18 protein-coding genes and 1 riboswitch are annotated in these 20,907 nt (G+C 69.6%); of the genes, 11 read left to right on the top strand and 7 right to left on the bottom strand.

What is annotated here, in order from left to right; all coding sequences use genetic code 11:
* Nucleotides 1-24: 24 nt before the first annotated feature.
* Complete coding sequence (locus ACFYRU_RS24950; RefSeq protein WP_387662818.1) at nt 25-1,542, top strand: alkaline phosphatase D family protein; 1,518 nt, start codon at nt 25-27, stop codon at nt 1,540-1,542.
* Nucleotides 1,543-1,560: 18 nt separating this feature from the next.
* Here the strand turns inward: ACFYRU_RS24950 and ACFYRU_RS24945 are convergent, their stop codons facing one another.
* Genes ACFYRU_RS24945 through ACFYRU_RS24935 form a run of 3 tightly spaced genes read right to left on the bottom strand, consistent with a single transcriptional unit; the run spans nt 1,561 to nt 4,866 of the window.
* Nucleotides 1,561-2,247, bottom strand: a complete 687-nt coding sequence (locus ACFYRU_RS24945; RefSeq protein WP_387662816.1) for a maleylpyruvate isomerase family mycothiol-dependent enzyme — start codon at nt 2,245-2,247, stop codon at nt 1,561-1,563.
* On the bottom strand, nt 2,244-2,978 hold the full coding sequence (locus ACFYRU_RS24940) for a disulfide bond formation protein DsbA (RefSeq protein WP_387662814.1): 735 nt from the start codon (nt 2,976-2,978) through the stop codon (nt 2,244-2,246). The genes ACFYRU_RS24945 and ACFYRU_RS24940 overlap by 4 nt, the downstream gene beginning before the upstream one ends.
* A gap of 49 nt (nt 2,979-3,027) precedes the next feature.
* The gene (locus tag ACFYRU_RS24935) at nt 3,028-4,866 is read right to left on the bottom strand and encodes a LuxR C-terminal-related transcriptional regulator (RefSeq protein ID WP_387662812.1); all 1,839 of its coding nucleotides are present in this window, start codon (nt 4,864-4,866) and stop codon (nt 3,028-3,030) included.
* 37 nt (nt 4,867-4,903) lie between these two features.
* Here ACFYRU_RS24935 and ACFYRU_RS24930 point away from each other — a divergent pair, with 37 nt between their 5' ends.
* Entirely contained in the window at nt 4,904-6,952 is a 2,049-nt protein-coding gene (locus tag ACFYRU_RS24930; RefSeq protein ID WP_387662810.1) for a prolyl oligopeptidase family protein, read from the top strand.
* A 10-nt stretch (nt 6,953-6,962) separates the two neighbouring features.
* On the opposite strand, the gene ACFYRU_RS24925 is transcribed toward ACFYRU_RS24930, so the two are convergent.
* Nucleotides 6,963-8,327, bottom strand: coding sequence for an aminotransferase class V-fold PLP-dependent enzyme (locus ACFYRU_RS24925; RefSeq protein ID WP_387662809.1), 1,365 nt, complete (start codon nt 8,325-8,327; stop codon nt 6,963-6,965).
* Between the two features lie 16 nt (nt 8,328-8,343).
* Nucleotides 8,344-8,457: riboswitch (SAM riboswitch) on the bottom strand.
* 109 nt (nt 8,458-8,566) lie between these two features.
* Here ACFYRU_RS24925 and ACFYRU_RS24920 point away from each other — a divergent pair.
* The 7 genes from ACFYRU_RS24920 to pgsA all read left to right on the top strand — a co-directional run bounded on the left by ACFYRU_RS24920 (nt 8,567) and on the right by pgsA (nt 16,911).
* Nucleotides 8,567-9,097: a DinB family protein gene (locus tag ACFYRU_RS24920; RefSeq protein WP_387662807.1), complete on the top strand. Its 531-nt coding sequence runs from the start codon at nt 8,567-8,569 to the stop codon at nt 9,095-9,097.
* A gap of 3 nt (nt 9,098-9,100) precedes the next feature.
* Nucleotides 9,101-9,868, top strand: coding sequence for a DUF4184 family protein (locus ACFYRU_RS24915; RefSeq protein WP_387662805.1), 768 nt, complete (start codon nt 9,101-9,103; stop codon nt 9,866-9,868).
* 249 nt (nt 9,869-10,117) lie between these two features.
* Nucleotides 10,118-12,532 carry a DNA translocase FtsK 4TM domain-containing protein gene (locus tag ACFYRU_RS24910; protein WP_387662953.1) on the top strand — a complete coding sequence of 805 codons (2,415 nt, stop codon included), beginning with the start codon at nt 10,118-10,120 and terminating at the stop codon, nt 12,530-12,532.
* Nucleotides 12,533-12,536: 4 nt separating this feature from the next.
* Nucleotides 12,537-13,103 (top strand): hypothetical protein, encoded by a 567-nt coding sequence (locus ACFYRU_RS24905; RefSeq protein WP_387662803.1) that lies wholly within the window; start codon nt 12,537-12,539, stop codon nt 13,101-13,103.
* Between the two features lie 126 nt (nt 13,104-13,229).
* Entirely contained in the window at nt 13,230-13,979 is a 750-nt protein-coding gene (locus tag ACFYRU_RS24900; RefSeq protein ID WP_387662802.1) for a RodZ domain-containing protein, read from the top strand.
* Nucleotides 13,980-14,344: 365 nt separating this feature from the next.
* Entirely contained in the window at nt 14,345-16,291 is a 1,947-nt protein-coding gene (locus ACFYRU_RS24895; protein WP_387662800.1) for a radical SAM protein, read from the top strand.
* On the top strand, nt 16,288-16,911 hold the full coding sequence (gene pgsA / locus ACFYRU_RS24890) for a CDP-diacylglycerol--glycerol-3-phosphate 3-phosphatidyltransferase (protein WP_387662798.1): 624 nt from the start codon (nt 16,288-16,290) through the stop codon (nt 16,909-16,911). The genes ACFYRU_RS24895 and pgsA overlap by 4 nt, the downstream gene beginning before the upstream one ends.
* A gap of 385 nt (nt 16,912-17,296) precedes the next feature.
* Here the strand turns inward: pgsA and ACFYRU_RS24885 are convergent, their stop codons facing one another.
* Entirely contained in the window at nt 17,297-18,418 is a 1,122-nt protein-coding gene (locus ACFYRU_RS24885; RefSeq protein ID WP_387662797.1) for a DUF2332 domain-containing protein, read from the bottom strand.
* A gap of 182 nt (nt 18,419-18,600) precedes the next feature.
* On the opposite strand from ACFYRU_RS24885, the gene ACFYRU_RS24880 reads away from it, so the two are divergent.
* Nucleotides 18,601-19,095 (top strand): CinA family protein, encoded by a 495-nt coding sequence (locus ACFYRU_RS24880; protein ID WP_387662795.1) that lies wholly within the window; start codon nt 18,601-18,603, stop codon nt 19,093-19,095.
* Between the two features lie 163 nt (nt 19,096-19,258).
* On the top strand, nt 19,259-19,549 hold the full coding sequence (locus tag ACFYRU_RS24875) for a helix-turn-helix domain-containing protein (RefSeq protein ID WP_167213467.1): 291 nt from the start codon (nt 19,259-19,261) through the stop codon (nt 19,547-19,549).
* Nucleotides 19,550-19,557: 8 nt separating this feature from the next.
* On the opposite strand, the gene ACFYRU_RS24870 is transcribed toward ACFYRU_RS24875, so the two are convergent.
* On the bottom strand, nt 19,558-20,019 hold the full coding sequence (locus ACFYRU_RS24870; protein ID WP_387662793.1) for a DUF4262 domain-containing protein: 462 nt from the start codon (nt 20,017-20,019) through the stop codon (nt 19,558-19,560).
* Between the two features lie 100 nt (nt 20,020-20,119).
* Nucleotides 20,120-20,905 (bottom strand): Fpg/Nei family DNA glycosylase, encoded by a 786-nt coding sequence (locus ACFYRU_RS24865; RefSeq protein ID WP_387662792.1) that lies wholly within the window; start codon nt 20,903-20,905, stop codon nt 20,120-20,122.
* Between the last annotated feature and the right edge of the window lie 2 nt (nt 20,906-20,907).

The raw sequence follows: 20,907 nt of genomic DNA, 5'->3' as shown, positions 1-20,907 counted from the left end.
ACTCCTGGAGCGCACCTTCGGGTCATGAAACTGAGTCGCCGCCAACTCCTTGCCGCCACCACCGCCGCCGGTGCATCTCTCGCCGTGCCGGGTGTGGCGTCTGCCGCCCCGCTTGTCCGTCGCGACCGCGCCGCGCTGCCCTCCGGGATCGCGAGCGCCGACGTCACTCCGAACTCGGCCGTCGTCTGGGCGCGCGCCGACCGGCCGGGCCGGCTCGTCGTCCAGCTGACCAGCCACGGCAGGTTCGACCGGGCGATCAGCCTGCGCGGCCCGAAGACGGACGCCGGCGACGACTTCACCGCGCGGCTGCCGCTGCGCGGTCTGCGCCCCGGCCAGCGGTACGACTACCGCCTCGGCTTCGAGGATGCGAACGGACGGATCGGCGAGACCCTCGACGGCTCCTTCCACACCCCGGGCCGCAACCGTGAGGTGTCGTTCGTGTTCACCGGCGACACGGCCGGCCAGGGGTACGGCATCAACCCGGACCTCGGCGGGATGATCGCGTACAAGGCGATGCACGACACCCGCCCGGACTTCTTCCTGCACTCCGGCGACAACATCTACGCCGACGGCCCGATCCAGGCCGAGCTGAAGGTTGCCGACGGCACCATCTGGAAGAACGTGGTGACCGAGGAGGTCTCCAAGGTCGCGGAGACGCTGGCCGAGTACCGAGGCCGGTACAAGTACAACCTGCTCGACGCCAACGTTCGCGGGCTGTACGCCGACGTACCGCTGGTCGCGCAGTGGGACGACCACGAGACGCTGAACAACTGGTACCCGGGGGAGATCCTCGACGACTCGCGGTACGTCGAGCGGCGCGTCGACGTACTGGCTGCGCGGGCGAAGAAGGCGTTCCTGGAGTACCTGCCGATGGAGCACGTCGCGGGCCGGGACCGGATCTACCGCAAGGTCAGCTACGGGCCGCTGCTCGACGTGTTCTGCCTGGACATGCGCACGTACCGCGGCGCGAACCCGGTGCCGTCGACGGCCGGGCCGGTCGCGATGCTCGGCGCCGAGCAGGCCGCCTGGCTGGTGCGTGAGGCGGCGGCGTCGCGCGCGACCTGGAAGGTGATCGCCAGCGACATGCCGCTCGGCCTGCTGGTACCGGACGGCAATCTGGTCGAGGCGGTCGCGAACGGGCTGCCGGGTGCGCCGGGCGGTCGCGAGCACGAGATCGCCTGGGTACTCAGCCAGTTCAAGAAGCGCAAGGTACGCAACGCGATCTGGCTGACCGCGGACGTGCACTACGCGGCGGCGCACCACTACGACCCGGCGCGGGCGGCGTACACCGACTTCGACCCGTTCTGGGAGATCGTGGCCGGCCCGATCAACGCCGGTACGTTCGGCCCGAACGCGCTCGACAACACGTTCGGCCCGGAGGTCGTGTGGTCGAAGGCGGCCGACTTCCCGAGCCAGTCGCCGGCGGCCGGCAACCAGTTCTTCGGGCACACCCGGATCGACCCGCGGACCGGCGTGTTCACGGTGTCGCTGCGGAACCTGTTCGGCAAGGTCCTGTGGACCAAGGACCTCACCCCGGCCTGAGGTCGAGGCCAGTCGGACTCACCGGCTCCGGCGCCTGCGCGGGATGCCGCCCACCGGAGCCGGTGAGGACGACGTGTTCTGCAGGGCCTGAACGCCGGGTCCGTCGAGTTGGGGTATCACGACGGCGCGCCCGGTCAGGAACAGGAGCAGCCCGAGAATCGGGCCGCGCAGCTCGGGGCCGTGGCCGACGCTCCACTCGATGTCGGTCGCCTGCAGGTTCAGGTCGTCGTACGGGATCGGCTGGAAGACCTTCGACAGTCTGCTGCCGCGGCACTCCCAGACCCGCTGTGCGGCGGTTCTCGCTGCCTCAGGTGGGACGTGGAGCGAGCGGCCGATCGGTACGGCGATGTCCTGGCCGTGGACGACGATGTCGATCAGCGTCTCCTGTGCGGTGACGCCGAAGTTGTGCCGACGTGATCCGGCCATCGCGCGGATCTCCGCGATCAGCTGTGCGGTCGGCCGGCGCACCTTGGCGCGGGTCGAGGCCTGGATCGTCCGGTTGAGGCTGCCCGGGTGCTTGAGCGCGAGTTTCAGTCCGCCGCCGAGGGTCAGCTGCTGGAGCGTGAGGTGGGCGGCGACGTCGCGGACGGTCCAGCCGTCGCACAGCGAGCGGTGCGACCAGTCGTCGTCGGTGAGCGTTTCGAGCAGGTCGGCGGTACGCAGACGCTGTGCGTCGATCGCGGCCCAGAGTTCGTCGTCGTTCATAGCTCTCCCTTGGTCGGACGGTAGCGCACGTCCGGCGGTGTGGAACGGGTGCGTTTGAGTTCGAAGAAGTCCGGCGAGTTGGCGAGCAGCCGTACGCCGTCGAACAGCCGGAGCGCGTCGTCGCCGCGGGGGACCGCGTTCAGCACCGGACCGAAGAACGCGACCCCGTCCAGGTGGACGACCGGCGTACCGCCGTCGACGCCGACCGGGAGAGTGCCCTCGTCGTGGCTGCGCCGGAGCGCGGCGTCGTACTCGGTCGTGTCGGCTGCCTCGAGGAGCGTCTTGGGCAGACCGGCTGCCGCGAGTGCTGATCTACAGGCCTCGCGGTACTCCTCGGGTGCCGGGTAGCGCCACTCGTCGAAGATCAGGTCGCCGAACGCCGCGTGCCAGGTGCGGAAGGCATCGCGGCCCTCGGTCTCCACGATCGCCGTCGCCACCCGAGACGGACCGGCGTGCAGGTTCCTTGTGTAGTCGTCGTCCCGGCCCTCGTTCAGCATTCCGAGGCTCATCACGTGATAGCGGACGTCCAGGTCGCGGTGCTGGCTCACCTCGCGGAGCCAGCAGGCGACGACCCAGGTGTACGGGCAGATCGGGTCCACGTAAAGGCGCACCCCCGGCGCCGTACGAGCGCGGCTCGTGCGTTGGTTGAACCCTGTGGACGGCGTCCAGCCGGTCCGTTCCGCGAAGTAGGTCGTGGTGACCCGGTCCCAGAGGTTCTCCTGCTCCGTCATGCCTCACACGATCCGCGCGGCCGCCTGGCCGGCGCATCGTGCGAATTGCTCATTGCCTACTCATCCAAGCGGCGATCTGTGCTCGGTTCGCGAAGCCGAGCTTGGTGAGGATGTGCTGTACGTGGTTCTGCGCGGTCCGCTCGGAGATGACGAGGCGGGCGGCGATCTCGCGATTGCTCGAGCCCTGGGCGACAAGTTCTGCGACCTCGCGCTCGCGCGGGCTCAGCGGGTCGGCTGCCGTCGAAGGCTTGCTCGCCGTCGAAGGCTTGCTCGCTCTCGCCGGCTTGCCGAGGCGTGCCACCCACGGCGTCATCCCGAGCGTCTTCGCCAGCGGCAGCGTCGCGGCCGCCAGCGCGCCCGCCCGCGCGAAATCTCCTGCCTTCGCGTACACCTCGGCCAGGAGACAGTCCGCTTCCACCGCGAAGCCGGGCGCGCCGATCGCGCGGGAACGCTGGGCTGCCGTCGTCAGGTCCGCGACGGCCGCGTCCAAGTCGCCGAGGGCGGCGGCGCTGATACCGAGCGACAGTTCGACCGGGCCTAGGAAGTTCGTCCCGCCCGCACCACCGACGACGTACCGCCCGCGGCGACCCTCCAGTTTCGCGCGCAGCTCGCGGACGTCGCCGATCGCGCCGACCGCGGCCGCGACCCGCGCGGCGATTGCCTCCAGCAACAATTCGGCGGCGCGCATCCGTGGCCAGGAGTCCGGTCGCCCGCAGCGCTGGTACGCGGCCGCGGCCTCGTCGATCCGGCCGGCGTCGGCGAGTACGAACGCCCGCACGAGCCGGGCGCCGAAATCCCAGCGGACGTCTGTCCCGAACTGCCAGGCGTGCGGGGAGAGCAACTCGGCGGTGTGGCCGCGGTGGTGACCGATGAGCATCCTGGTCGCGATCTCCGCACCGTGGACGGCCGGGTGCCCGATCTCCCGGAAGCCGTGGAGCGCTTCGTCGAGCAGGGCCACCGCATCGTCGAACTCGGCGCGCGCCAGTGCGAGCGACGTACGGGTCATCAGTACATGCCAATGCCCGTGCGGTCCGTCGATGCGTCCGGCGCAGCTGTGCATCGGGGCGAGCTCGGTAGCGATCGCGGCGAGATCACCGGAATACCAGAGTGCGTCGACCCGCCACAGCCGTCCTCGTAGTTCGACGTCTGCACGACCGGTCGATACACCGACCTCGATCATGCGCTGTGCGGTCGCGGCCAGCTCGTCGACGTCGTCGGGACCGCTGGTGGCCAGCTGGCGTGCCGTCAGCGCATCTAGGTCGTCGGGCGCTTCCTGGACAGCCTCTTGGCTAGTTGCCAAGGCCTCAGCCCAGCGGCCAAGGTACGTAGCCGCCTGACTCTGCCGCGCCAGCAGCCGCGCGCTCCTTCGGTGTGCCAGCGCTTCAGTGCACCACTGGTGAATGTCCCCGTCCCAAGTGGACTCTCCGATCGGCTCCAGTGTCAGCGCGGCTTCAGCCAGCACCTCAGGGTCCGGTGAGCTCCGGGCGTACGCAACAGCCACCGTAACGGCCGCGTGAGCTGTCTTGAGCTCACCTGCCCGTACGGCTGCCTTGGCGAGCTTCAGCCGCAACCTCGCGCGTTCAGCGGGCTCCGGGGTCATTGCCACAGCCGCCGACCAATGCTCTACGTCGTCCAGAGCAGCTGCGGCCCGTCGGCACAGGTCTGCGCGGACCACGAGGGGCAGTCCGGCCTCAGCGTCCCGCCGTACCGCCTCGTTGGCGAACCAGGCCTCGCCTCCGTTGTGCGCCAGTACCAGGGTGCCGGCGCGGACCTGTGCGTCGACCGCCGACAGGAACTCGTCGGAGGGCATGGCGAGGAGTTCCTGGAGTACGTCGAGACGTACCCGCTCGCCAACCACCGCGGCCGCGCCCAGCAGGTCGGTAATCACGCTCGCAGTGTGACCGGCGATTGCATAGGTTGTCAGCATGACCTACCCGGAGAGCCGCCGCGACGACGTGGTCGAGACGTTGCACGGGCGCGAGATCGCCGACCCGTACCGCTGGCTGGAAGACCCTGACTCAGCCGACACCCAGGACTGGGTCAACCGGCAGAACGCGTTCACCGAGGCCGAGTTGTCCGGCTACCCGGAGCGGGAGTGGTTCCGGACCACCCTCTCCGCGATCCTGGCGCGCCCGCGGGCCGGCGTACCCGAGAAGAAGGCCGGCTGGTACTTCGTCGGCCGCAACGACGGCACCCGCGCGCAGGACGTGATCTACGTGGCCGAGTCGCTGGACGAGTTGCTGTCCGGCGGCCGCGTGCTGATCGACCCGAACACGCTGTCCGAGGACGGCACGGACTCGCTCGGCACGTTCACGGTCAGCCCCGACGGCAAGTACTTCGCGTACGGCATCAACGAGAGCGGCAGCGACTGGACGACGTTCCGGCTGCTCGACATCGCCACCGGCACGCCGGTCGACGACGTGGTGTCGGAGGCCAAGTTCAGCGAGGCGACGTGGCTCCCGGACAGCTCGGCGTACCTGTACCTGCACTACCCGTCCAGTGGACGCGCCGAGGGCACGGAGACCACCTCTCTGACCGGCGGACGGCTGATGCTGCACCGCGTGGGCACACCGCAGTCCGACGACGAGCTCGTGCTGAGCTTCCCGGGCAAAGACCAGTTCTTCATCACCCCTGAGGTCTCCGACGACGACCGGTACCTCGTCGTGCACATCACCGAGGGCACTGACCCCAGTACGCGGCTCTGGGTCTACCCGATCAGCAGTGACGGGTTCGGCGAGCCGGTGAAGGTCGTCGACGAGTTCGTGGACGAGATCGCGTTCGTACGGATGTCCGGCGACCGCCTGGTACTACGGACCGACCGTGGCGCGCCCCGCGGTCGCGTGGTGCTGTCGGACCTGGCAGGTGAGTTCACGGACCTCATCCCGGAGGCGGAGTCCACGCTGCAGGCCGTACGCGCTACCGCGGACGGCCTGGCCACGTTGACGCTCGTCGACGCCCAGTCCGTGCTGACGCTGTACGCGTTGGACGGGTCCGGTGCGCGCGTCGTCGATGTGCCCGGTGGCGGTGTGGTCGGATTCAACGCAGGGCCGAAGTACGCCGAGCTCTTCATCGGCTTGTCGACAACCACGAACCCCACGCTCTCGTACGTCGTCGCCACCGACTCGGGCGGCGTACGCGCGCTACCGGAACTGGTTCGCGGTACCGGTGGCTTCACGCCGCCGGAGGTGACCGTGACCCGAGTGCACGGCCCCGTGCCGTACTTCCTGATCACGCGGGCCGATCTCGACTTCTCGGCGCCGAGGCCGACGCTCATGTGGGGGTACGGCGGTTTCCGCATCCCGGTCCAGGCCGACTACCGCCCTGGCTGGCCGGCGTGGCTGGCTGCCGGGGGAGTGCTGGTCATCACGAACCTCCGCGGTGGCGGCGAGTACGGCAGCGACTGGCACGACGCAGGGCGACTCAAGAACAAGCAGAACGTCTTCGACGACTTCATCGCGGTCGCAGAGCACCTGAGGGACACCGGTGTGACCACACCGTCGCAGCTGGCGATTCACGGACGTAGCAACGGCGGGCTGCTCGTCGGTGCGGTCATGACGCAACGCCCGGATCTCTTCGCGGTCGCACTGCCCGGCGTGGGCGTACTGGACATGCTGCGGTTCCACCTGTTCACAGTCGGAGCAGCGTGGGCGTCCGACTACGGTCTGCCCGATGACCCCGATCAGTTCGAGGATCTCTTCGCCTACTCGCCACTGCACCGCGTCAGTGACGGTACGGCGTACCCGGCAACTCTTGTGGTCACCGGTGATCACGACGACCGCGTCGTCCCGTTGCACAGCCACAAGTTCATCGCCGCGCTGCAGAACGCCCAGTCCGGTCCGCAGCCCGTCTTGACCCGGGTAGAGGTCAACACCGGCCATGGCTTCGGCAAACCTGCCGCGATGGTCGCGTCGGAATGGGCCGACCTACTGGCGTTCGCTGCTCACCACGTAGGTCTCGTACCTCCTGAGCAGTAGGAGGGCTGAGCTACCAGATGCGCGGAGCGTCGAGGTCGCGGGGATCGTCGGACGGCTGACAGCCGTGCGCGGTCTCCGCGTACTCCGTCCGCGGGCCGGTGGTGGCCAGCGTGCGTACCGCGGCGACGAGCCGGTCCACGTGCTCGCGCGTCGTCCCGAGACCGAGGCTGGCGCGAACGGCCGTACCGTGCTCGTTCCCGGTGCTGAGCAGGTGGCCGACCAAGAGGTGGGCGCAGAACTTGCCGTCGCGGACGCCGATGCCGTACTCGGCGCTCAGCGCCGCGGACACCAGCGTCGAGGTCAGTCCCTGCACCGTGAAGCAGACCGTGCCGACGCGATCCGCGTCCGCGCCGAAGATCGAGTACGTCGTGACGCCGTCGATCTGGGCGAGTCCGGTCCGCAGGCGGGCCAGCAGGCTGCGCTCGTGCTGCTCGATCGCGTCGCGGTGCTTGCTGATCGCGGCGCAGGCGCTGGCCAGCGCGATCGCGCCGATGACGTTGGGGGAGCCGCCTTCGTGCCGCGCCGGACCGGTCGTCCACACCACGGTGTCGCTGGTGACCGCGTGGGTCGCACCGCCGCCGTACAGGTACGGGTCAGCGGCGTCGAGCCAGTCCGAGCGGCCGATCAGCGCGCCGGCGCCGTACGGCGCGTAGAGCTTGTGACCGGACACCGCCACCCAGTCGACATCCAGGAGGGTGATGTCGACCGGGCGGTGCGGCGCGAGCTGCGCGGCGTCCAGGCAGACCCGTGCGCCGTGCGCCTTGGCCACCTTGGCGATCTCTGCGACCGGGAAGATCTCACCGGTCACGTTCGAGGCGCCGGTGACGACGACCAGCCGCGGACCTTCGGGCGCCTGCCGGAGCGCGTCGGCGACGTTCGTGACGGCCTCGGCCGGGCTGGCCGGCGCCGGCAGCCGGACGGTCCGCTCGGCGGCCCAGGGGAGCAGCGCGGCGTGGTGCTCGGACTCGAACACGATCACGGTCGCGTCCGCCGGTACCGCGTGCGCCAGCAGGTTCAGCGCGTCGGTCGTCTGCCGGGTGAAGATCACCTGGTCCGTGGGGCGGGCGCCGACGAACGCGTGGACCTCGGCGCGGGCCCGCTCGTACCACTGGGTGGTGATGCGGGACGCGTAGCCGTTGCCGCGGTGCACCGAGGCGTACGACGGGAGCGCGGCCTCGACGCTGGCCCGGACGGACTCCAGACACGGCGCGCTCGCACCGTGGTCGAAGTTCGCGTAGTCGGTGACCCGGCCGTCGGCGAGCGGGACCAGCAGGTCCGAGCCGACTGTGGCCGGGATGTTGCCGGTGACGTGTCGGGCGACGGTCGGCCGCGCCGTCGTCGCGCCGGCCGGTTCGAGAATGGACAGGATCGACATGCTGCTGCTCCCAGGAAGTCCGCGCTTGCCGAGCGGGGTATCCGCACGGCCTGGTCTTCACCCGGGGCACCCCACCGCGGAGGAGGGTTGCCGGCCAGCGAGCCGGGGCTTGTCGCTGACACTCATGACCTGCCGAGAACGGTAACGAACAGGCCACGGCCCACGCCAGTGCGAATCTCACGATCCGAGATCCTCGAACGAGGAGTGAGACGAGACCGCGCTGGTGTTGGATAGCCCTCGTGACGACCAACGCCGCGGTCTGGACCGCCCCTGATGTCGAGCGGCCCGACGGCTCGCTGACCGCCCCCGAACGTGAACTGCTGCAGGGATATCTCGACTTCTACCGGACCACGCTGCTGTACAAGTGCGCCGGACTGACCGCGGAACAGCTGGCCGCGCGGCCCTCGCCGCCGTCGAACCTCTCGCTGCTCGGCCTGATCCGGCACCTGACCAAGGTCGAGCGGATCTGGTTCCGCATCCACTTCGCCGACGACCCGGCCGAGCCGCTGTTCGCGCCCGAACTGGGGAAGGACGCCGACTTCGAGTTGATCGACCCGGCCGGCGCGCAGGCGGCGTACGACGGTCTGATCGCCGAGTGGAAGCTCTCCGACGACGCGGCCGCGGGGCACTCGCTCGACGACCGGTTCACCTTCAGCGGTACCGAGTCCACGCTCCGGATGATCTACATCCACCTCATCGGCGAGTACGGACGGCACTGCGGCCACGCGGACCTGCTCCGGGAGCAGCTGGACGGCGTGACGGGGGCCTGACCGGTGCCGTTCACGCTCGCCCATCCCGCGGCCGTCCTCCCACTGGTCCGGCGGCCGTTCGTCGCGTCGGCGCTGGTGGCCGGTGCGGTGGCGCCCGACCTGCTGTACGTCGACGTGCTCTACCGGCTCGCGACGCGGTACATCAACGGAAACTTCACGCTGACACTCACCCACTCGTTCATGTCCGCGTTCTGGCTGGATCCGCTGCTGGCGCTGCTACTCGTTGCCGTGTTCAACATCGTGCTGAAGCGGCCGCTGATCGCGCTTGCGCCGCCTCCGCTCGCGGCGCGCCTACCTGCTCGCAAGGGTTTCCCCAACGTCGTCTGGTTGGTCGTGTCCGCTGTCATCGGCTCGCTGACGCACGTCGTGTGGGACTCGTTCACCCACGGCGACGGCTACTTCGTCCGTGAGATTCCGGGGCTCGCCGACGTGAACCGCCCCCTGCAGTACGTCAGCACTGTCGGCGGCTGCCTGGTTCTCGCGGTCTGGCTGTACCACTGGTATCGCCGTACGCCTCCCGCGGTCACTCCTGGTGACAAGGTGCCGGCCTGGGTTCGGTACGTCGTACTGGGCGCGCTGGTCCTCTTCGCCCTCGTCGGTGCAGTCGTGGAAGTAGGCCGGGCGGACGGTGGCCTTGCGGGCGAGACCGCCGTACGGCTGATCCTCTCCGGGCTCGTGTCAGGCGGCCTGGCCGCGCTCGGCTGGTACGTCGTGCTGTGGCACCTGGGACGGCTGCGGCGCAGTCGTGATGCTACGGATGAGCCGGTGTGATCGGCGTGTGACACGTGGGACTCGTGGGGTAATCGGGGTAGCCTGATCAATATGGCGACCCGCACGTCTTCCCCGGCGCGGGCGCAGAAGTCGGCAGCCAAGCGGCCCAGCACGGCCCGTTCGGCTGCTGGTGGACGCTCCCGTCCGTCCGGTGCCCAGAAGCGTGGGCAGAGCTCCAAGCGCGGTGGATCATCCGCCGCGCGGACCAGCACGCCCAAGAACAGCGGACCAGGACCGTTCGCGGCCGCCATGCTCGCGCTCGGCCGTGGGGTGGTGAAAGTCTGGATCGGCATCGCCCATCTGCTCGGCAGCCTGGTGCGGGGGATCGGCCACAGTGCCCGCGACCTGGAGCCGGAGCACCGCCGTGACGGCGCGGGTCTATTCCTGATCGGCCTGGCTGTCGTGGTGGCCGCCGCGATCTGGTGGGATCTGCCCGGCTCGGTCGGCAACGGCGTACGGACCGTGGTGGGCGGCAGCATCGGCATGCTCGGCTGGGCCCTGCCTCTGATGCTGGTCGTGATCGCCGTCCGTACCCTGCGGCACCCGGACCGCAACGGTCCCGCCGGCCGGCAGGTGATCGGGTGGACCGCCGTCTGCCTCGGCGTTCTCGGCCTGATCCACATCGCCAACGGCCTGCCCCGGCCGAACAACCCGGCCGACGGCCCGCTCCGCGACGCCGGCGGCGCCATCGGGTACTTCATCTCGTCGTTCCTGTCCGACCTGCTCACGCAGTACGTCGCCGCTCCGCTGCTGGTGCTGCTGTCGATCTTCGGCGCGCTCGTGATCACGGGCACGCCGGTGTACGCGATCCCGCTCCGGTTCCGCGCGGCCTTCGACGTACTGATGGGCCGGACCGAGCTCCCCGCGGACGCCCCGTCGGTACAGGGCGCGCCGACCGACGACACGGTTCGGCTCACCCGCAAGCAGCGCCGGGCTAAAGCCGAACTCGAGGACGACAACGACCCGGCCATCAGGCCGTACGACTCGCCGGTGCTCGAGGAAGCGCCCAAGCGCGGCCGCAAGACCAAGTCCAAGCCGCTCGTGGACGAGGACGAGCCGTACGACGTCGACGAGGCTGCCGCCGCGCGGTCCTTCGAAGCGCCGGCCGCTGCGCCGGACAAGCCGTCCGCGCCGCCGCCCGAGCCGCCGCCGCACACCCCGCTGCCGCAGCGCGTCGAACAGCTGAGTCTGTCCGGCGACATCACCTACACGCTGCCCGACGGGCAGATGCTGAAGCCCGGCTCGGTGCACAAGGCCCGCACCAAGGCGTCCGACCAGGTCGTCGACCGGCTGACCGAGGTGTTCGAGCAGTTCGGCATCGACGCGCAGGTCACCGGCTACACCCGGGGCCCGACAGTGACCCGGTACGAGGTCGAGCTCGGCTCCGCGGTCAAGGTCGAGAAGGTCACCGCGCTGTCGAAGAACATCGCGTACGCGGTGGCGTCGGCCGACGTACGGATCCTGTCGCCGATCCCGGGCAAGTCCGCGATCGGTATCGAGATCCCGAACACCGACAAGGAGATCGTCAGCCTCGGCGACGTGATCCGTTCGGCGACCGCCCGCAACGACCACCACCCGATGGTGGCGGGCCTGGGCAAGGACGTCGAAGGCGGCTTCGTGGTCGCGAACATGGCGAAGATGCCGCACCTGCTGGTCGCCGGTGCGACCGGTTCGGGCAAGTCGTCGTTCGTCAACTCGCTGATCACCTCGATCCTGATGCGCGCCACGCCCGACGAGGTGCGGATGATCCTGGTCGACCCAAAGCGGGTCGAGCTGAACAACTACGAGGGCATCCCGCACCTGATCACGCCGATCATCACCAACGCCAAGAAGGCTGCCGAGGCGCTGCAGTGGGTCGTGCGCGAGATGGACATGCGCTACGACGACCTCGCCGCGTTCGGGTTCCGGCACGTCGACGACTTCAACAAGGCGGTCCGCGGCGGCAAGGTGAAGCCCCCGCCCGGGTCCGAGCGGGTGCTCACGCCGTACCCGTACCTGCTGGTGATCGTCGACGAGCTCGCCGACCTGATGATGGTCGCGCCGCGCGACGTCGAGGACTCGATCGTCCGGATCACCCAGCTGGCCCGCGCCGCCGGCATCCACCTGGTGCTGGCGACCCAGCGGCCGTCGGTGGACGTCGTCACCGGTCTGATCAAGGCGAACGTCCCGTCCCGGCTCGCGTTCGCGACCTCGTCGCTCGCCGACAGCCGGGTCATCCTCGACCAGCCGGGTGCGGAGAAGCTGGTCGGTCAGGGTGACGGGCTGTTCCTGCCGATGGGCGCGAGCAAGCCGATGCGGATCCAGGGCGCCTGGGTCACCGAGAACGAGATCCGCGGCGTCGTCGAGCACTGCAAGGAGCAGCTGCAGCCGACGTACCGCGAGGACGTCACCGCGGCACCCGGGCCGAGCAAGGACCTCGACGACGAGATCGGCGACGACCTCGACCTGGTCGTACAGGCGGCGGAACTCATCGTTTCCACCCAGTTCGGCTCCACGTCGATGCTGCAGCGTAAGCTCCGCGTCGGTTTCGCCAAGGCCGGCCGGCTGATGGACATCCTGGAGAGCCGCGGCGTCGTCGGTCCCAGCGAAGGCTCCAAGGCCAGGGACGTCCTGGTCAAACCCGACGACCTAGAGGACTTCATCAGCACCCTGCGAGGAGAGTGAGACCGTGACCGCCGCGAGCGCACTGCCCAGGCAGGACCGATTCGACGTGGACCCCGGGCCCACGCCGTTCACCGTGCGCGCCTCCCAGAAGGTGCACGGCGGCCTCGCCGTCGGCGCGGCGCTGGTCGCGATCGGCTTCGCCGCGTCCGGGTCGACCAGCCCGACCGGGATCCTGCGCTGGATCGTCGCGGCCGCGTTCGCCGTCCTCGCCGTCGTCTGCGCCCGCGCGCTGACGGTGGGGGACATGCTGGTCGCCGACTCGGTCGGCATCCGGCTGCGCATCGGGGACGAGTGGGTGGGTACCCGGTGGGAGGACATCGAAGAGGTGACGGTGCTGCAGCGCCGGCATCCGCTCGACGACGGGCGGATCGCCGTACATCTGCAGGATCCTGGGCCGATCCTCGCCGCGCTGCCGAGCTCGACCCGTAAGACGACCGATGCGAACCGCCGACTGACAGGCTCCTCACTCGCGATACCGTTCGGGTTGACGGCGCGGCCGTCGAACGGGGAAGTGGTGCAGGCGCTGCACATGCTCGCAGACGCCCGGTGCCCGGTCAGGGAACAACTCTGACGCGCGCGTGACCCCGCCGTACCGCGGCCGTTGACCTGATTGACATGGTGTCGACGGTCCGCTGACCGACGACCTTGTGAACGGCCTGATCTTGCAGCTCGGACGAAACAGAGAGGACGGTGGGACGTGAGCATCGGCAGCGATCTCACGGCGGCCCGCGAGCGGGCCGACATGACGATCGAGCAGCTGAGCGCCGCGACCAGGATCAGAACCGGGCTGCTGATCGCGATGGAGGCCGACGACTTCTCCCGCTGTGGCGGGAACTTCTACGCCCGCGGCCACATCCGCTCGATCGCCCGCGTGGTCAAGGCCGACCCTGCTCCGCTGCTCGCCGCCTTCGACGCCGAACACGCCGCCGAGGAGGAGAAGTCCCGCCGCGAGGAACGCGCCGCGGTCAAGAAACCCAAGCTGAACCCGGCCCGCCCACGCTGGGCCGTCGTCGTCGGCGCGATCCTCGTCAGCCTGATGGGCTGGGGGATGGTCCGCCTGTTCACGCTGCCCAGCGACATCGAGGCGAACGCGTCCAAGACCGCGACCACCACCGCCACCGTCACGACGCCGACCCCGAAGCCGACACCGCAGCCGACCGCCAAGCCCACCAAGAAGCCGTCCGCGAAGCCGCCCGCGCTCAAGACCGAGCTGACGATGACGGCGAGGAACGACGGCACCTACCTGACGGTCCGCGACCGCACCAACCGCAAGATCTTCCAGGGCCGCCTCAGCCCCGGCATCGCCCAGTCCGTCACCAGCGCCGGCGACATCCGCGTCCAGGTAGGCAACCCCAACAACCTGATCATCGTCCTCAACGGCAAACGAATCCCCACCACCCTCACCAAGTTCACCGCCCACCCCAACGGCACCCTCACCAAAACCTAACCCCACCCCACCGCGAGCCGCCCACTGCGAGCCGCCCACTGCGAGCCGCCCACCGCGAGCCCCCCGAACGCGCGCCGCTCCGACCCCGCGCCGCCTCACCGCCTGCCGCGCCACCGTGTGCCCCCCACCCGCGAGCACCCCACCGAGGGAGCACCGCAGGCCACCACCACGGGCTTGGCGCGCACAGCAGGGGGCAACCCAGCAAAGCCACCACCCAACCCCTGCCCCCCGACGCCAACGCAACTGCGGCGAACTCCTGCCTGCGGGCCGGGCAACCGGGCAGGTATGTGTGAGTAGCCGTGTGACGTGGGCGTGTGACGTACTGAGTTAGGTACCGACGTGTACGGCGCGTCATACTCGTGGGGATGACTACGCCACCCACCACCGTCGCCCTGGTCACGTTGGGCTGTGCCCGCAACGACGTCGACTCCGAAGAACTCGCCGGCCGTCTCGAAGCCGGGGGCTTCCGCTTGGTGGACGACGCCGCCGAGGCAGACACAGTGGTGGTGAACACCTGCGGCTTCGTCGAGGCCGCCAAGAAGGACTCAGTAGACACCCTGCTGGCCGCCGCCGACTACAAAGACTCCGGCCGCACGCAAGCAGTGGTCGCCGTCGGCTGCCTCGCCGAGCGCTACGGCGAACAACTCGCCGAAGCGCTCCCGGAGACCGACGCAGTCCTCAGCTTCGACGACTACACCGACATCTCGGACCGCCTACGAGCCATCCTCGCCGGCAACAAGCACCACCCCCACACCCCCCGAGACCGCCGCAAACTCCTCCCCTTGGCCCCCGCCGACCGCCACTCCGCCCCCGCCATCTCCCTCCCCGGCCACGGCAACACCCCAGCAGCCTCCGCACCCACCCCGTCCACAACCCCCACCGACACCCCAGCCGCCTCCGTCCCACGGGCCGCCGACACCGCGGCTGCGTCCACAGTCGGCACAGGCTCGACCATCGCCTCAGCCGACGCCCCGACGGTTGCCGGCGTCGGGACTTCGCCTGCCGACATGGGCGCCACCGGCGGCGCGGCTTCCGCGAACGCAGGGTTTGGCGACCACATTCCCGACGCGCTCCGGCCGACCGGCTCCGCGTCGGCATCGGGTGGGCTGAAGGGCCGCTTCGTCACCGGTGCACCGGAAGAGCTGAAGATCGATGCCCCGGACCTGGCAACCGCCCCAGCGAGCGGCCCCCGCGTCATGCGCCGCCGCCTCGACGGCGGACCGATGGCCCCGCTCAAACTCGCCTCCGGCTGCGACCGCCGCTGCGCGTTCTGCGCGATCCCGATGTTCCGCGGCGCCTTCATGTCCCGCCGCCCCGCGGAGGTACTCCGCGAAGCCGAGTGGCTGGCCGAGAACGACGTACGCGAACTCTTCCTCGTCTCGGAGAACTCCACGTCGTACGGCAAGGACCTCGGCGACCTCCGCCTGCTCGAGACCCTCGTCGGCGAGATCGCCCAGGTCCCCGGCATCACCCGCGTACGCGTCTCCTACCTGCAACCCGCCGAGATGCGCCCCACCCTGATCGCCGCGATGACCGGCACCCCTGGCGTGGTCCCGTACTTCGACCTCTCGTTCCAGCACGCCTCCGGCCCGCTCCTGCGCCGCATGCGCCGCTTCGGCGACTCCGAACGCTTCCTGGAACTGATCGCCCAGGTCCGCGCCGCCGCCCCGACCGCCGGCATCCGCAGCAACGTCATCGTCGGCTTCCCCGGCGAGACCGAGGAAGACGTCGATATCCTCTGCGACTTCCTCACCCGCGCCGGCCTGGACGCGATCGGCGTCTTCGGCTACTCCGACGAGGACGGCACCGAGGCCGAAACGTACGACGGCAAGCTCGACGAGGACACGATCGCCGCCCGCCTCGACCGCGTCACCCGCCTCGCCGAAGACCTCACCTCCGCCCGCGCCGAATCCCGGATCGGCGAACTCATCGAGGTCCTCGTCGAGTCCCTAGACCGCACCACCAACCACCCGACCCCGACCACTTCCCCCGCGACGCACCCCGAGCTCACCGACACCGACGCCGGGCTCAGCGCGATCGCGGACGGCAACCTGGTGGACGTCGCGGGCGAGGGGGAGCACGACACGGCGAGCGGGGATGCGTACGCCGGGGTGAAGGCTGAGGGACGGGCCGCGCATCAGGGTCCCGAGGTGGACGGTACGACGACGGTGACGGGTCTTCCGGAGGGGATCCGGGTGGGCGATCTGGTGTCCGCGAAGGTGGTGGCGAGCGACGGAGTCGACCTGATCGCCGAGTTCGCGGCACTCGTGAACACGCCAGACACCCGCCCGGCAGTTAACCTGACCGCGTGACCAACCCGCCGACCAACCCGGCGCCGCGCGCAGCCGGCGGACAGCTCCATGCGCCCAGCGCCTGGAACGTGCCGAACGCGCTCACCGTACTTCGGCTGGTCCTGGTTCCGCTCTTCGTCTGGCTCCTGCTCCGCGACGGCGGTCACGCCACCGGCGACCGCCTCCTCGCCACGGCGGCGTTCGTCGTCGCGATCGTCACGGACCGCTTCGACGGGGACATCGCCCGTCGCTGGAACCTCGTCACGAATTTCGGCAAGATCGCCGACCCGATCGCCGACAAGGCCCTCACCGGCGCCGCCTTCCTGGGCCTGTCCTACCTCGGCGAACTCCCGTGGTGGGTGACGATTCTGGTCATGGTCCGCGAGTGGGGCGTCACCGCCCTCCGCTTCTGGGTAATCCGGCACGGCGTCATGCCCGCCAGCCGAGGCGGCAAGCTCAAAACCGTCCTCCAAGCCATCGCCCTCGGTCTCTACCTCCTCCCATGGCACCACCTGGCCATACTCCACTGGCCCGCCGCAGCAATCATGACCGCCGCAGTCCTGGTCACAGTCGCCACCGGCATCGACTACCTCTCCCGAGCCCTCCACCTCCGAGCCGCCGCCAAACGCCCCCTCCCGTAACCCACGAACAGCCGCCCGAACCCGGGGTGCGCGAATGACAGTCCGCCGATCTCCGCAGCTCTCGAGGACAGCCACCGACTCCTGCGCTCCTTGAGGACAGCCGCGTTCCCTGCGCCCGCGAGGACAGCCGCCGCTCCCCGTCACCGTCGACGACTACCGCCCTTGCCCGTAGCGCACGACGACAGACGCCGATCCAGATCAGCTCGCGACGCGGCACCGTGCGAGGAAAGCGCTGGCTCTCTTTCGCCGTGGCCGAGCAGTCCATCAGGACAACACCAATCAGGGCTATCCGTGTCTCGCCCGGGGTGGGCAGATACTTCGGTCGGCGGACCAAAAGGTCAGTGTTCTCGGTTAGCCGGCGGGCCCGGTGAGACTCTCGTGTGACCTACGGCTCGGCGAGCCAGGTGAGGAGTTCGCCGCGGAGCCAGCAGCGGCCGACTGCGGTGGCGTGGAACGACGAGTGGTCGAACACGCTCACGCCGATGATGCTGTGGCCCGAGGCTCGTCGGTCGCCGTACGTCGGGATGCCGGGGGCAACGCCGACGCCCTCGACCGACACCCATGCCACCGGACGCTTTGTCGCCGCCTCGTCGAGGCGTTGCAGGAAGCGCAGCCGCCCTTCGAGATCCAGGTTCGAGAGTGCCCACGTCGTCATCACCACCGGCAGTACGCCATCCGGCACCTTCGCGATCGCCTCCGGCAGTACGTCGACGACCTCACCCGGGACCAGCGCCGGAGGACGTCCCGCAGCCAGCTCCAACTCAGCCTCGAGCCGCGCCAACCGCTCGATCTGATCCGGCGGTACGCACGCCCGCAACCACCGCACCTCCTCCGCATCGGTCACATCAACCAGGTCCTCGCCGACCGCCACCCGAGCAACGACCTCCGGTATCACGACCGGCGGCAGCTGCCCGTCGCCGACGACCGAAGCCGCAACCTGGACCGCGGAGGCCGGATCCCCGAGCGACTGCCCATTCCCGTACGCGATCCCAACCTGGTCCACCGTGAGATTCAGCCCAGCGGAGCGCCCGACGTCGATCAGCCCGACCGATCCCGCTCCAACCCGTCGCGCGACCTCACCGATCGACGGGTACAACACGGCGTGCCGCCCGCCCTCGTCCGGGCGAACCTTCCGCGCATGAACCCGCCCCAAAACCGCCCCGGCGTTCCCAACCACGGCCTCAACTGCTGCCGCACCAATGCGGTCCAGCCCGGCTTCACGCGTGGCGGCGTCGCTGGCGACAGCGAATGCTCGAGCAAGGGCTAGGGCCTCCCCGGCGAGGACGAGGTTGTGCAGAGCGGCGAGCACAATCGCCGGCTGGCGCTTGCGGGCAGGAGCGGACTCGATGACATCGAGCGCCTCGGCCGACTCGCTCAACGCGACCGCGATGCGCCCGTACAGCGGCGAAGTCTTCGCGCCCTCGCCTTCCCCGAACCGTCGGTACACCTGCGCGAGCGACCGCCCGCGCCCGCCGCTCTTCGTCTCGCCGGTCCTCGCCCTAGGCATCCCGGAAAGTCTAGTCACGCACCCGTCGCCAATCCTGAGCTGACGGACCGCCGCCCCCGAAAGTGCAGACCAAGCCCTCGGCGCGGGTGCCGGAAACACGTCCGTCGAGGGTGCGCGGCGCCTGGGCCCCGAAGTGCGTCTGGTGTTGAGTACAGGGACTGGTTGCGATCTGGAGGTGGCAGGTGGCTGGGGACGAACTGGATGCGGCAGTCGGCCGGCTGGTCGAGTTGTTGCTGGAACGTGGCGTGACGCTGGCGACGGCTGAGTCGTTGACGGGTGGGATGGTGGGTGCGGTTCTGACGGATGTGCCGGGGGTGTCGGCTGTGTATCGGGGCGGCGTCGTGGTGTACGCGACTGATCTGAAGGCAAAGCTCGCGGGCGTGCCGGAGGATCTGCTGGCCGCTGTGGGCCCGGTACATCCGGACACGGCCGCGGCATTGGCCAGCGGCGTACGGGAGCGTCTGGAAGCGGATTACGGCCTCGCGACGACCGGTGTGGCCGGACCCGACCCGCAGGCAGGCATCCAGGCCGGGACGGTGTACGTCGCGGCGGCCGGACCCCGCTCGGTACAGGTGCGGAAGCTGCAGCTGGCCGGGAATCGGACAGCTGTCCGGCGGGGGAGCGTGCGGGCCGTCCTGGAACTCGGCGCCGCGGTTGTGGCGGAAGAACTCGACTGAACGGGGTGTTGGTACCAGCATGGTGACAGGTAAGGAAGACTGGCACGGCGCACCGAAGGTGGACATTGCGAGAGGTAGTGACCCAGCAACAGGTACCGTTGGTTCCTACGGCCGAGCTACCGTGCGGGTAGACACGGCCGGACAGGCGGAAGGGAGAAACCTCATGGTGCTGGTTCGTGGCCTGCTGGGCGACGTGCTGCGGCGTAAGCGGCTGCGCCAGGGGCGCACTCTGCGCGAGGTATCCGCCGACGCCCGCGTCAGCCTCGGCTACCTGTCCGAGGTCGAGCGCGGTCAGAAGGAGGCCTCCAGCGAGCTGCTGGCGGCGATCTGCATGGCGCTCGACGTACCGCTGTCGACGGTCTTCGCCGAGGTGAGCGAGGATCTGGCCCGCGAAGAGGCGCTGGTGCTGGCGCATCCGGCGATCGAGCCCGAGGTCGTGGCTTCGGCCGCCTGAGTCGTGGTTCATCGGGCTCCTCCACCGGGAGTCCGTCGGCTGTCGGCAGGCCGCATGAATGCCGTCCGGCTCGGCCAAACGAGCTGGAGGGCGGGCAGCGGCGGCCGGCCCGGCTGCCGGAACATCGTGTTCGCCGTGAACAGATGCGTCGCCGAGTCAGGGAACCGCAGGAGCTGCGCGGTGTCCGGCGGCGGGAAGAAGCATGACAGGTCGTCGCCCTCGTCGAACTCGGCACCTTCCATCACCGCCCAGGCGAGCGGCTTCAGGCTCAGGTGCGCGTACGCCGGCTGGTCCTCGAAGACGATGATCTCTGGATGCTCGTACAGACTGAGGCCGAGCGTGTACCCGAAGGCGGGATTGCGGTGGCCGTCACCCGAGACGTACACCATCGCCCATCCGTAGGTCTGGATCTTCTGCTCGAGTTGCTGCGCGTACTCATCGTCGGTCAGGCCGCCGCACAGGTCGCACATCGCCGTCTCCTCTCCGCTTCGAACGTCTGTTCGATGCGTCAGAGAAGGTATCCGCGTTCGGCCGCCGCGGACGGGTTGTCCACAGGGCAATTTCCGGCAGTCAGGCCTCGGGCTGACAGGCCGGGCACCAATAGGTGACGCGTTCGCGAGTCGGCTCGCCGAGCGACCCAGTGAGGATCGTCGTACCGCACCGGCGGCACGGCTTGCCGGCGCGTTCGAACACCCAGGAGCGCTGTCCGTGCCGATCGATCCCGGTGCTCACCTGCACGCCGTTGCGAACGTTGGCCTTCATCAGCTTCCGGCTCAGATCGACCGCGGCCGGTACGTCGACAGCCGAGACCGCCAGCCACGGGTGCAGGCCGAGCAGGAAGCACACCTCGGTCCGGTAGAAGTTGCCGATTCCGGCCAGATTGCGCTGGTCGAGCAGCGCCTCGCTGACGGTCCGCCCGGGATCGGACTCGACGTTCGAGATCGCCGTCGCGCGGTCGAAGGACGGCGACAGCAGATCCGGACCGAGATGCCCGACCACGGTGTCCTCGTCGTCGGTACCGACCAGGTCGAGCACCGGGAGCCGATAACCGACGGCGGTCCAAGGTGCCGTTGTGAGCACCACCCGGATCTCGTGCGACGGGCCGCCGCGCCACTTCTCGCCAGGCCGGTACAGATGCCAGCTCCCGTCCATCCGGAAATGACTGTGCAACGTGAGCCCGCCGGACAGCCGCATCAGGATGTGCTTGCCACGCGCAACGACTTCGAGGACCGTCCGGCCGCTCAGATCGGTCGTCGCGAGCGATGGCACACGGAAGTCTGTGCTGGTGAGCTGCTGTCCGGCGAGGGCCTGGTTCAGACGCTTGCAGGCCCGCCAAACGGTGTCTCCCTCGGGCATCT

Origin of the sequence: Kribbella sp. NPDC004536 (genome assembly GCF_042873835.1) — a bacterium.
Taxonomy (GTDB): domain Bacteria; phylum Actinomycetota; class Actinomycetes; order Propionibacteriales; family Kribbellaceae; genus Kribbella.
Note: the sequence above shows the minus strand (reverse complement) of the source record. Positions and strands in the feature narration are given on the sequence as shown.